Source organism: Streptomyces sp. NPDC058964, assembly GCF_042741275.1.
Taxonomy (GTDB): domain Bacteria; phylum Actinomycetota; class Actinomycetes; order Streptomycetales; family Streptomycetaceae; genus Streptomyces.
Map to the genome: position 1 here is coordinate 1 of NZ_JBHYKH010000288.1, position 11392 is coordinate 11392.

Genomic DNA, 11392 nt, shown 5'->3' on the forward strand with positions numbered 1-11392 from the left:
TCTCCAACAACCCCCGTCGGTGTTCTCATGAAAAAACCCAGCGGTCCGCGGCCCGCCCGCCCCCACCCCTAATAACCGCGGGCGGACTTGGACCACGACGGCGACCTCGGCGCCGCCCGCAGAACGGCCGACGCGGACGCCGCCTCGTACGAGGAGACCCTCGACTACCTCACCGTGCAGACCACCGCGGCCCTCAACCCGCAGGCCATCGGCACCTCCCCGGCCACCCAGCGGCTGGCGGTGGCCGCCTGTCACGAGTGGTTCCAGCAGGCGCACGCCGGTCACACCCGCGACTACCGGGCGGCCGTACCGCAGGACGTCCAGGCGCAGTTCGGCACCGCGCACGGCATCGGCGCACAGACCTTCCGGCTGCCGCCGTGGATCGGCTCGTTCACCCAGCCGCTGGCCACCCTGGAGCAGGCGCTGGGCGAGCACTGGGACCGGCACACGGGGCCGTTCGTCGAGGCGCTCGCCTACCCCTGGCTCAAGAAGGCCGCCCCGCTGATCGCGGTGGTCGCGGGCATCCTGCTGCTCTTCGCGGGCAGCTTCCCCGGCTTCGCGTTCGGCGCCGCCGGGGTCGTCGGCCTCGTCTGGGGCCTGGTCCTTCACAACGGCTCCCAGACCGCCAAGCGCAACCAGGACGCAGCCCGGGAGCTGCTGGCCCGCGCCAAGACCGAGTCGATGCACCAGCTGCGCGCCGCCTCCGCCGAGCTGACGGACTGGTACGAGAAGTTCCGGGCCGCCGACCAGGTCGAGGCCCGGGTCCGCGAGCTGATCGCCACGCTGCCGACGGCGGGCGGCGGCGCCTCGCCGTTCGACGGCCGCACCGTACGCAAGGAGTCCGGGACCGAGGAGTCCGCGCAGCGCAAGGAGGACACCGTCCGATGAGCACCCCGCCCGCCGCCCAGCCCGACCCCACCCCGCCGCCGCCCCGCCGGGCCCCGGACCAGTCGCCATGGACGGCCGGACCGCAGCAGGCGAACACCGGGCCGCTCCCCGGGGTGACCCCCGCGGCCCCCGGCGAAGGCGCCCCGTCCTCACCCTGGGCCGCCTCCGCCGACGCCGGCCGTGCGCAGTCCTCTCCCTGGGCCGCCCAGCGCGGGCCGCAGCAGGAGCGGGTCACCAGCAGGCTGCGCCGGGTCGTCGAGGGGCTGCCCGACTGGGAACCGCTGCCGCCCGGTGAGACCGTCGTGCGCCGCCCGGGCAGCACCTCGTGAGCGGCCTGTGGGGCGACGGCGGCGCCTACCAGGCCTGGGTGGGCTTCCTGCGCCGCTGGGCGGCCCTGGAACCGGCCGACCCGGCCGTGCTGCCCGCGCTCGTCCAGGAGCAGTACGACGCCGACACCTGGGCACGGCTCGGCGAGCACCTGACGACCGCGCTGAACACCCGCCTCGTCGCCTGGGCGGAGTCCCTCGTCCGGGCCCTGGAGCAGGCCCGGGACGAGTTCTCGTACGGCCGTGAACTCGCCCAGGCCCGCACCGGCCTGCACACCGTCCGCGCCCTGGCCGCCCACCCGGGGCTCCCGGAATCCCTGCGCATCCGGCTCACCGAGCTGGTCGACGGCCAGATCCCCGAAGTCCAGGCCCAGTTGGAACAGAACCTGGACAACGAGGCCCGCCGGGGCGCGGACCCGCGGACCGTCGAGCGCCGCCGCCGCACCCTGCGGGACAACGCCCTGACGGGGGCCCTCACCGTGCGGGCGGCCCACGACGGCTGGGCCTACGACCCGGCGGCTCCGTCCAGACGGCGGATCGTGCCCGGGTGACGGTCCTTCCCGTCCGGCCGTCCGCAACCCACCCTCCGAGAAGGCCCGAATGTCGAACTACGCCGAGAGCCTCAGCCATCTCGACAGCTACATCTCCGCCCGCGTCCCGGTCATCGCGATGCGCACGATCGAGCAGCAGCGCGCCCTGAGGCTGCTGCGGGAGGCTGCCACCCAGTCACGGCGCAGCAGCATGCCGTTCTGGATCTACACCCGGGCCACGGGACTGCGCGACCTGCGCACCAACGCGCCCGTGCAGGACGACCGTTCGCTCACCGGCGCCATGGACTTCGCCGCCGCCCAGTTCGGCAGCCGCGCCAACGCCACGGTCGTCTTCGTCGACCCCGACGAGCTGGAGTCGGACACCCCGGTCACCCGGCACTTCGCCGAGCTGGCACGGCTCGCCGACAGCAACATGGGCAGCATCGTGCTGATCACGGACACGCCGATCTGGAGCGGTCTCCAGCGGCTCGGTATGAGCCTGCGCCTCGACCTGCCCGACTCCGAGGAGATGTACGGCATTCTGAGCGGCTTCCTCGGCGACCACCACGGTCACATCCCCATCGAGTGGACCGAGGAGGACGCCCGCCGGGCAGCCGAGTTCCTGAGCGGTGTCACCGAGGCCGAGTGCGTCAACCTCATGGCGACCATCGCGGCAAAGGGCGCCATCCGCCGTGACGACGTCCTCGGTCTCGCCCAGGCGAAGGACCGCATCTTCAGCGACCTCACGGGCCTTGAGCGGGTCCAGCTCAGGCAGAGCGACTACGCCATCGGCGGCCTGAGCGGTCTGCGCACCTGGCTGGAGCGCAAGCACGACATGATCTCCCGCGACCTCAGGCACACATCCCTGCGGCCCCCGCGCGGAGTGCTCCTGGTCGGCGTTCCGGGCTGCGGCAAGTCCCTGTCCGCCAAGGCCATCGCGCACGACTGGAAACTGCCCCTGTACCGGCTCGACATGGCCAGCATCCACGGCAAGTACCTCGGGGAGTCCGAGGGCCGCTTCCGGGAGGCGCTCGCCATGGCCGACCGGGTGGCGCCCTGCGTCCTGTGGATCGACGAGATCGAGAAGGGGCTGGCCGGCCGCGACGACATGTCCGGCGTACCGCAGCGCATCATCGGCCAGTTCCTCTACTGGCTGCAGGAGTCCCAGTCCCGGGCCTTCGTCGTCGCCACCGCCAACGACATCCGCAGCCTGCCGCCCGAACTGCTGCGCAAGGGCCGTTTCGACGAACTGTTCTTCGTCGACCTGCCCGATGCCCAGGACCGCAAGGAGATCATCCGTATCTACCACCACCGCTACCTCCAGGCCGACCTCGACCCGGACCGGCTGGACCGGCTCGTCGACCTCTCCGAGGGCTTCGCCGGTTCCGACATCGAGGCGGCGCTGCACGACGTGGGCGAGGAGGCGGTGCGGCGCGGGGGAGCGCACCAGCTGAAGGACTCCTACGTCATGGACACCTTCGCCCAGGTCCGGCCGCTCAGTGTCAGCAACCCCGAGCAGATCGAGGAGATCCGCGCCTGGGGCCGGGAGCGCGCGGTGCCGGCCGGCCGTGCCGCGGTGACCCCGGTGCCGGGCGACGGAGGACGGACACGGCGGATCGTCTTCATGGACGAGTAACCGGGCCGAACCGGGGTGAAGGGTGGGCTGGCTGGTTCCGGCACAGGAATGTCGTCCATACTTCCGCCGTGGAGCAGCGCATAGGATCGAGCAGCCAGCCCCTGGAGGGCGCCGGGTTCGACCCGGCCTTCGTCCCCGGGCTCACCTCACCCGTGTCCGCCGAACCGGACGACGCCGAGCCGGAAGAGGCCGAGGCGGCGGCGGTCGAGGACGCGGCCCCGGCGGCACCCGCCGCCCAGGACGCCGAGGAGCAGGACGCGGAGCGGGACGACCCGGAGGACGGGGAGGACGGCCCGGCGGGTCCCGTCTTCGAGGCCTCCGACCGTCGCGCGAGGATAGTGGCCGACCGCGACGGCGTCCGCCTGCGCCTCGACGAGGAGCAGTGCGAGTTCCGCTGGGACGAGATCGGTGCCGTCGAGACGGAGTCGCCCCGCTTCGGCAAGCGGTTCACCATCACGGTGCACACTCCTGACCGCCGCTGGTACCCGATCGAGATCGAGGCGACGGCCAGGAGCCGCTTCAAGGAGTGGGAAGAGCAGCTGGACGCGGTGCTGGACGCCTACTTCGAGGACTGACCGGTCAACTGCAGTACTGGGCTTCCTTCCCGATCGCCCGGTACATGCAGTCGGCGTTCTCCAGCAGCTGGAACACCGCGTCCCGGTTCCGGGAGGTCTCCCGCTCGATCACCTCGTCGGGCGGGTAGAACCCCCCGTCCCAGCTGGACGTCGGGTACATCTCGAAGGTGTAGTCGAAGATCTTGTACACGCCCCAGAGGTAGTCGTCGATCGACCCGTCGGTGATGTACAGGTCGCTCGCCTGCTCCGGGGTGTACCCGTTGCTGGCGGCCATCTTCTGCCCGACCGCCTTGAAGGCGGCGGCGTCGTCGGCCGTCATCCCGGTGGCCGTGTCGGAGTAGGTGTACCCGAAGGGCCACAGCACCAGCTCGCTGTACGTGTGGAAGTCGATGCCCGCCTTGATCTGCTGCTTGCCGCCGACGACCCGGCCGCGCACGAAGTCGGAGACGACCTTCACCTCGGGTGCCGACTCCGCCGCCGCGCCCCGGTAGGTCTCCGAGGACTTGGAGCCCGAGGACCCGCCGCAGCAGCCCCACTTGTAGTTCCAGTTGCGGTTGAGGTCCGTACCCACGTACGACGAACCGCTGTTGGGCTGCCGGTTCTTGCGCCATGACCGGTAGGACCCGGTGGCGATGTCGTACTCGCCGCCGTCCGGGTTCAGGTCCGGCACGATCCATATCTCGCGGCTGTTGACGATGTTGGTCACCCTGGAGTCGGTGCCGTAACCGGCGCCCAGCTCCCGCAGCAGGTACAGCGCCATCTCCACGGTCAGGTGCTCACGTGCGTGCTGGTGGGCGGTGAAGAGGACCTCGGGCTCGTCCTCGTCCGTGGCCACGTTGTCGCTGACCTTGATGGCCACGATGTCCCGGCCCTGGTAGGACTTGCCGATCACCCGCTTGCTCATGATGTTCGGGTAGGCGGCGAGCCGCTGGTCGATCTCCGCATTCATCTCGGCGTAGTTGTGGTACTTCGAGTCCGCCGAGGGGAAGTCGAACAGCCGCAGGTCGTCGGCGGGGCTCGACCGGTCCGGCGCGGCGCCCAACGGCGTGACGTCGTAGCCGAGGTGCCTGAGCCGTTCGATCTGGGCCGCGCGTCCGGAGACGACCACGGTCTCGTCGTCGGCCTCGTCCACGGTGACGCCGGTCTGCTGGATGGCCGTCCGGGTCACCGGGCCGGTGCTCCGGTGGATCTCGTACTGCCGGACGTCGTCGGCGGAGGGTGCCGCCCTGTGTGCGCTGCCGGCACTTGCCCGTGCGGCCGTCGCCGACACGGGTGCCGCGAGGGCGAGGGCCAGCAGGGCGCCGAGCGCGGCTGTCCTTCTGCTGCCGCGGACGCCTGAGCCGCGGGTGCGAAGTCGCATGAATTCTCCTTGGTCTCCAGGAAATCCGGGGTCACCGGATGTGGGGGGCGGAGCGGAGCTGGGGTGCTTCAGTGCGACGTGCGGGGTGCGGACGCTGTGCGTGGACTGTGCGTTGACTGTGTGGGTCGGCGCTCATGGTGAAGCGTTGGCATGGCCGGGTCAAGATGGGACAAAGAGCACCGGCCGAAATCAGCCGCGCAGTCTGCGCGGGCACGGTCTCCCCGGCGTGGCCCTCGCCCGAGAGCACCGGTTGGCGTGAGGGGGGCGTGCGGACCCGTGCGGCCGGGGGACGTCCCCGGTGGATGCGCTCGCCCGGCGCTGCGGCTGCCGTCGGGACGGGCCGGGCAAGGCCGTGTGGTTCGGGCTCGGGACGTGTGGGTGCGACGGCTGCGGTCGGCGACGGCCGTAGCCCCGAAGCCCTGACCCCGGCGGCCTTCCGGCCGCCGGGGCGTCGGGCGTGCCCGTCAGGGCAGTGTGTGCACGTGCGCTCCCACCGCGCTCGACCAGGCGTTCCCGGAGGCCGCGTCCCAGTTCGTCGACCAGGTCATCGCGCCGCGCAGGTCGGGATAGGTCTTCGACGGTTTGAAGGAGCCGCAGCCGGTGCCCTTGGCCAGGCAGTCCAGCGCGTTGTTCACCACGGTCGGCGACACGTACCCGCTTCCGGCCGCCCGCGTCGACGCCGGCAGGCCCAGGCCGACCTGCGACGGGGACAGGCCGCCCTCCAGCTGGATGCAGGCCAGGGCGGTCAGGAAGTCGACCGAGCCCTGGGAGTACACCTTGCCGTCACAGCCCAGCATCGAACCGCTGTTGTAGTACTGCATGTTGACGACCGTGAGGATGTCCTTCAGGTTCAGCGCCGTCCGGAAGTACGAGTTCGACGTGGACTGCATGTCGATCGTCTGCGGGGCCATCGTCAGGATCAGGGACGGGCCCGCCTTCGCCGACAGCGCGCGCAGCGCCTGCGTCATGTACGTCGCGTCGAGGCCGTTCTCCAGGTCGATGTCGACGCCGTCGAAGCCGTACGTCTGCATCAGCGAGTAGACGGAGTCCGCGAAGTTCGCCGCCGACGCCGGGTCGCTCACCGACACCGTGCCGTTCTGCCCGCCGACCGAGACCACGACCTTCTTCCCGGCCGCCTGCTTCGCCCTGATGTCGGCCTTGAACTGGTCGACGGTGTAACCGCCGAGCCCGGCCGAGTCCAGGTTGAAGGTGACGGCGCCCGGGGTCGACGTGGCGTCCGCGAAGGCCACCGCGATGATGTCGTACGACGCCGGGACGTCGGAGATCTTCTGGACCGTCGCCCCGTTGTCGAAGTTCTGCCAGTATCCGGTCACCGCGTGCTTGGGCAGGGCGCCGCCGCCCCCGCCGCCGGACGCCGCCGTCGTTGCCGTCACCGCCGCGGACTTGGGGGACTCGCCCGCCGAGTTGGTCGCGGTGACCTGGAAGGAGTACGAGGTCGAGGCCGCCAGGCCGGTCACCGTCGCCGACGTGCCGGTGACCGCGCTGGTCTTCGTCCCGTCGCGGTAGACGTTGTAGCCCGTCGCGCCCGGCACCGCGGTCCAGGCGAGCGACACCGACGACGAGGTCGTGCCGGACACGCTCGGACCGGCCGGTGCGGCCGGCACCGTCGGGGCCGGGTCGCCGCCCCCGCCGCCGTCGGGACCGTACAGCGACACGTCGTCGGCGTAGTAGGCCGGCTGGCCGTACCAGCCGTGCGTGTACACCGTGACGGATGTCGTCGACGCGCCCGTCGTGAACGTGGTCGACAGCTGCTTCCACGAGGTCGAGTCTGGGGTCCAGGTGGACACGTCCGTCGTGCCCGTGCCCGTCACGCCCAGGTACGCGTAGCCACCCTGCACCCACGCGCTCAGCGCGTACGAGGAGTTGGGCTTCACCGCCACCGTCTGGGTGCACTGGGCGTCGTCCTGCCCGGCCGGTGCCGCCTTCAGCGCGGCCGAGCCGGAGTGGACGGGGGAGGGGACCGTCGTACCGCTGTCCGCGGAGCAGGTCCAGTTGCTCAGGGCCGACTCGAAGCCGGCGTTCTTGACGTTGTTCACATCCGCGGCGGATGCCGGACCGGCGGACATCCCCGCCAGCGCCACGGCCGTCGAGAGGGCCGCGACGGCAGACCAGGTTCGCGTGCGTCGTCTGTATCTGGACATGACAAACAAGTTGGTCCAGACCAATCTGACTGTCAATAGGTCCAGACCATGTGAAGTTCCGGCGTCGTGCTCAACCTGTCCCGATTTGGCGGGTCTTGTGAGAACACGGATCCCGGTCGGCTGCACAAACGCTGTTCTCCGGTCACAGAGGCGTGGATACAGTGCTCAGGTAGTCACGCAATGAAGTCGTTCCGGCGCGCTGGAGTAACACCGGCGGGCCGAAGGGTGTGAAGAGCGGGGAGCTGCGCGTGCCAACTGCCATTGCCGTGACCAGTGCCGACATGGCGCTGCCGCCGCAGGACGAACGGACCATGCCCGCCGTCGTGCTGCGGGATCTCGACAAGCGGCCGCTGGAGCATGCGCTGGCCGAACTCCAGGCCCTCGTGGAACAGCACGGACATGTGATCGTCGTGTCCTCGCAGGCCGTGCCGGCCGGCGTGACCCAGCGACTGCACACCCTCCGGTCGCTGCTGGAGAGCGACCGGATAGCCCTGTTCCGTCCCGAGCTGCCGCCGCTCGGGATCGCCGTCCTGGCCCGCCAGTTGAGACAGCTGGCATCCTGCGACCTCAGCCCCGGCGTCCTCGCCTCCGCGGGACGGCTGCTCACCCACTACATCCACTCCGGCGCGGTCCTCGGCTCCGTCGCCAGGCTGGACCGGGTGCCCGTCGGCCTCAAGGCGCACGCCAAGTCCTGGGTGCCCGGCAGCCAGTTCGCCGTGGTCGCCCATCCCGAACCGCAGCTCGTCCGGATCGGGCCCGACGCCACCCTGACCGGCCCCGAGTTCGGCACCTGGATGCTCGTCGCCAAGGGGCAGCTGCAGTCCGAGTGGATCGGCACCCTCTCCAAGGCCTGGAGCGCCCACGGGCTGCGCGAGGCCCCGCTGCCGGCCGAGTCGCCCAACTGGTGGGGCACGGGCAGGGTCATCGAGTTCTGCAGTTATCTCGCCGACCTCTCCGTCCTCTACCAGCTCGTCACCTCGGTACGGCAGAGCACCTGCCACTGGTGCGGCATCGACGTCATCGGCGACCGCTGCGTCTTCTGCTCCGCGACCCCGCCCGGCTACGAACCACCGGCCCCACGGGCCCTGGAGCAACGCACGCCCGCCTGACGGGCCAAGGCCCCCGCTCACCCCCCTTCGACCCGGCTCGACCGATTCCCCCAATGAGGTTGCACGGTTCATGAACTCCCGTCAGCGCCGCGGCGTGATACTCCTGATCCTGTCGGTCCTGTGCGCCCTCGGCGCGTTCGCCGGCGTGCTCTCCGTCATCGATGACGTGAAGTCCAAGGTCGGCCCCGAGGTCACCGCGTACCGGCTCAGGTCCGACGTGGCGCCCTACACGACGCTGAACACGGGCCAGTTCGAGAAGATCGAGATGCCCAGGCGATGGCTGTCGTCCAACGCGGTCACCAGCCTGAGCGAGATCCAGGGCAAGATCGCCGTGACCACCCTGCGCAAGGGCTCCCTGCTGCAGACCGACATGATCGTCGACCAGCCCGCGCTCCAGGCGGGCCAGCAGGAGGTCGCCATCATGATCGACGCGGCCACCGGTGTCGCCGGCAAGATCACCCCGGGCTCCCGCGTCAACGTCTACGCCACCTTCGAGGGCAGGAAGCAGGGCGATCCCGACCAGTCGAAGATCATCGTGACCAACGCCCGGGTCCTCGACGTCGGCAGACTCACCTCGCTGGAGCCCGACAACAAGAACCAGCAGCCCACCGACGCCGTCCCGATCACCTTCGCACTGTCCACCATCGACGCCCAGCGCATCACCTACGCCGAGTCGTTCGCCCAGCGGGTCCGGCTCGCCCTGGTGGCACCCGGCAGCCAGACCACCGTCCCGGACAAGGACCGCACGTACGAACTCGCGACGGACAAGTGAGAGGCGGCCCGCATGCCCATCAGGATCCTCCCGGCCGTCTCGGACGCGGACGCCGTCCGCTCGATCACGACCCTGCTCAGCCAGCTGCCGGACGCCGAACCGGTCGCCCCCGTCGTCGACTCCACCCAGCTGATCGACACCCTCTCCCGCCTCGCCGCCGAGTCCGTCGACGAACTCCCCGAGGTCGTCGTCGTGCACGAGCGCATCGGACCGGTCCCCGCGCTGGAGCTGATCCGCGAGGTCGCCCTGCGCTTCCCGGCCGTCGGCGTCATCCTCGTCACCACGGACGTCAGCCCCGGCCTCTTCTCCGCCGCCATGGACGCCGGCGCCCGCGGCCTGGTCGGCCTCCCGCTCAGCTACGAGGAGCTGGGCAGCCGCGTCCAGGCCGTCGCCCAGTGGTCCGTCGGCGTACGGCGCCACCTCGGCCACGGAGCCGACGTGTTCTCCGGCGTCGGCGGCACGGTCGTCACGGTCAGCGGCGCCAAGGGAGGCGTCGGCACCACCGTCACCGCGGTCCAGCTGGCCCTCGCCGCCCAGGCCTCCGGCCGCGCCACCGCCCTGATCGACATGGACCTCCAGACCGGTGACGTCGCCTCCTACCTCGACGTCCAGTTCCGCCGCTCGGTCGTCGACCTCGCCGCCATCACCGACATCTCCCCCCGCGTCCTCGCCGACGCCGTCTTCCGCCACGACACCGGCCTGGCCCTGCTGCTCGCCCCCGGCGAGGGCGAACGCGGTGAGGAGGTCACCGACCGCGCCGCCCGCCAGATCGTCAGCGCCGTGCGCTCCCGCTACGAGGTCGTCGTCATCGACTGCGGCGCCCAGCTCGGCGGGGCGAACGCGGCCGCCGTCGAGATGGCCGACACCGCTGTCCTGGTGACCACTCCGGACGTGGTCGCGGTACGGGCCGCCAAACGGACCGTCCGGATGTGGGACCGGCTGCAGATCCGCAAGGCCGAGGAGACCACGGTGGTGGTCAACCGCCACACCCGCGGTACGGAGATCCAGCCGCCGCTGATCCAGCGCATCACCGGCACCGGACTGGCCGGCACTGCCGTTCCCGCCAACTTCAAGGAACTCCAGGCGGCCGTGGACGCCGGACGCATCCACGAGCTCGACAGCAAGAGCACGGTGAAACAGGCCCTGTGGGCGCTCGCCGGAGAACTGGGGCTGGTGCGCGTGCCCGAGGGGTCGCATCGCGGCGGCCGGCTGCGGGGCGACCGGGGGCCGGTGAGTCTTCGGCGCCGGAAGGAGTGACGCAGTGAGGGGGATGAGACGACCGGGCGGTGACCGGGGCCAGGTCACCGTCGAGTTCCTCGGCATGACTCCGCTGATCGTTCTGACGTTGGTGCTGGTGTGGCAGTGCGTGCTGGTGGGGTACACCTTCACGCTCGCCGGGAATGCTGCGGACGAGGCGGTACGGGCGGGGACGGCGGCGCCGCGGGGAAGCCGCGAGGCCGCCTGCCGGGCCGCGGGGCTGAAGCACCTGTCGGCGGCGTGGAGGGGGGATGCCACGGTGAACTGCGGCGGAGTCGGCTATGTGACCGCCGACGTGTACCTCAAGGTCCCCGTCCTCTTCCCGGGCGCGATCGGCTTCCCGGTCACGGTGCACGGTCACGCCGGCGCCGTGGAGGAGGTGAAGGACTGAGATGCCGTACCTCGGCGGACGACGCGACAGAGGGCAGGTCGCCATCGAGTACCTCGGTTTCATCCCGATCCTGCTGATCGTCGGCCTGGCCGGCATCCAGATCGGGGCCGTCGCCTACGCGGCCGAACAGGCGGGAACGGCGGCCCATGCGGGGGCGCGTGCCGCCTCGCTGCGGCAGGACGTGGGGCAGGCGTGCGCGGACGCGGTCAGTGGCGGGATCGACGTACGGTGCGCCTCCTCGGAGGGCGGCGACACCGTCACCGTCACCGCCACCGTCCGCATCCCCAGGATCGTCTGGGACTTCGGCTCCGCCCACAGGACCGCCACGATGCCGCTCGACCACTGACCGAGGAACGAGGAGCACCCCACCCATGAGCCTGCGGGCA

The 11392-nt window shown here is 71.0% G+C and carries 12 protein-coding genes; 10 read left to right on the forward strand and 2 right to left on the reverse strand.

Annotated elements, in window-relative coordinates; all coding sequences use genetic code 11:
- Positions 1–87 precede the first annotated feature (87 nt).
- The 5 genes from ACFW2E_RS29240 to ACFW2E_RS29260 all read left to right on the forward strand — a co-directional run bounded on the left by ACFW2E_RS29240 (position 88) and on the right by ACFW2E_RS29260 (position 3955).
- Positions 88–888 carry a hypothetical protein gene (locus ACFW2E_RS29240; protein WP_384470068.1) on the forward strand — a complete coding sequence of 267 codons (801 nt, stop codon included), beginning with the start codon at positions 88–90 and terminating at the stop codon, positions 886–888.
- Positions 885–1217, forward strand: coding sequence for a hypothetical protein (locus ACFW2E_RS29245; RefSeq protein ID WP_384470069.1), 333 nt, complete (start codon positions 885–887; stop codon positions 1215–1217). The genes ACFW2E_RS29240 and ACFW2E_RS29245 overlap by 4 nt, the downstream gene beginning before the upstream one ends.
- Entirely contained in the window at positions 1214–1765 is a 552-nt protein-coding gene (locus ACFW2E_RS29250; protein WP_384470070.1) for a hypothetical protein, read from the forward strand. Before ACFW2E_RS29245 ends, ACFW2E_RS29250 begins: the two co-directional genes overlap by 4 nt.
- Positions 1766–1814: 49 nt before the next feature.
- Positions 1815–3380, forward strand: coding sequence for an AAA family ATPase (locus tag ACFW2E_RS29255; RefSeq protein WP_384470071.1), 1566 nt, complete (start codon positions 1815–1817; stop codon positions 3378–3380).
- Between the two features lie 68 nt (positions 3381–3448).
- Positions 3449–3955: a hypothetical protein gene (locus ACFW2E_RS29260; protein WP_384470072.1), complete on the forward strand. Its 507-nt coding sequence runs from the start codon at positions 3449–3451 to the stop codon at positions 3953–3955.
- Between the two features lie 4 nt (positions 3956–3959).
- Here the strand turns inward: ACFW2E_RS29260 and ACFW2E_RS29265 are convergent, their stop codons facing one another.
- Entirely contained in the window at positions 3960–5315 is a 1356-nt protein-coding gene (locus ACFW2E_RS29265; protein WP_384470073.1) for a M14 family metallopeptidase, read from the reverse strand.
- 464 nt (positions 5316–5779) lie between these two features.
- The gene (locus ACFW2E_RS29270) at positions 5780–7477 is read right to left on the reverse strand and encodes a chitinase (protein ID WP_384470074.1); all 1698 of its coding nucleotides are present in this window, start codon (positions 7475–7477) and stop codon (positions 5780–5782) included.
- 248 nt (positions 7478–7725) lie between these two features.
- On the opposite strand from ACFW2E_RS29270, the gene ACFW2E_RS29275 reads away from it, so the two are divergent.
- From ACFW2E_RS29275 to ACFW2E_RS29295, 5 genes are all read left to right on the forward strand, one after another.
- Positions 7726–8586 carry a hypothetical protein gene (locus tag ACFW2E_RS29275; RefSeq protein WP_384470075.1) on the forward strand — a complete coding sequence of 287 codons (861 nt, stop codon included), beginning with the start codon at positions 7726–7728 and terminating at the stop codon, positions 8584–8586.
- Positions 8587–8656: 70 nt separating this feature from the next.
- A complete protein-coding gene (cpaB, locus tag ACFW2E_RS29280; RefSeq protein ID WP_384470076.1) occupies positions 8657–9358 on the forward strand; it encodes a Flp pilus assembly protein CpaB in 702 nt (233 codons plus the stop codon).
- A 12-nt stretch (positions 9359–9370) separates the two neighbouring features.
- Entirely contained in the window at positions 9371–10615 is a 1245-nt protein-coding gene (locus ACFW2E_RS29285) for a CpaE family protein (protein WP_384470077.1), read from the forward strand.
- Positions 10616–10628: 13 nt separating this feature from the next.
- Complete coding sequence (locus ACFW2E_RS29290; RefSeq protein ID WP_384470078.1) at positions 10629–11006, forward strand: TadE family protein; 378 nt, start codon at positions 10629–10631, stop codon at positions 11004–11006.
- Between the two features lies 1 nt (position 11007).
- Positions 11008–11352, forward strand: a complete 345-nt coding sequence (locus tag ACFW2E_RS29295) for a TadE/TadG family type IV pilus assembly protein (RefSeq protein ID WP_384470079.1) — start codon at positions 11008–11010, stop codon at positions 11350–11352.
- Positions 11353–11392: the final 40 nt, after the last annotated feature.

Excerpts from the sequence above, each read along its gene's own strand:
- ACFW2E_RS29245 (WP_384470069.1), top strand. The coding sequence starts at position 885 with ATGAGCACCCCGCCCGCCGCCCAGCCCGACCCCACCCCGCCGCCGCCC.
- ACFW2E_RS29255 (WP_384470071.1), top strand. The coding sequence starts at position 1,815 with ATGTCGAACTACGCCGAGAGCCTCAGCCATCTCGACAGCTACATCTCC.
- ACFW2E_RS29265 (WP_384470073.1), bottom strand. The coding sequence starts at position 5,315 with ATGCGACTTCGCACCCGCGGCTCAGGCGTCCGCGGCAGCAGAAGGACA.
- ACFW2E_RS29270 (WP_384470074.1), bottom strand. The coding sequence starts at position 7,477 with ATGTCCAGATACAGACGACGCACGCGAACCTGGTCTGCCGTCGCGGCC.
- cpaB (WP_384470076.1), top strand. The coding sequence starts at position 8,657 with ATGAACTCCCGTCAGCGCCGCGGCGTGATACTCCTGATCCTGTCGGTC.
- ACFW2E_RS29285 (WP_384470077.1), top strand. The coding sequence starts at position 9,371 with ATGCCCATCAGGATCCTCCCGGCCGTCTCGGACGCGGACGCCGTCCGC.
- ACFW2E_RS29290 (WP_384470078.1), top strand. The coding sequence starts at position 10,629 with ATGAGACGACCGGGCGGTGACCGGGGCCAGGTCACCGTCGAGTTCCTC.
- ACFW2E_RS29295 (WP_384470079.1), top strand. The coding sequence starts at position 11,008 with ATGCCGTACCTCGGCGGACGACGCGACAGAGGGCAGGTCGCCATCGAG.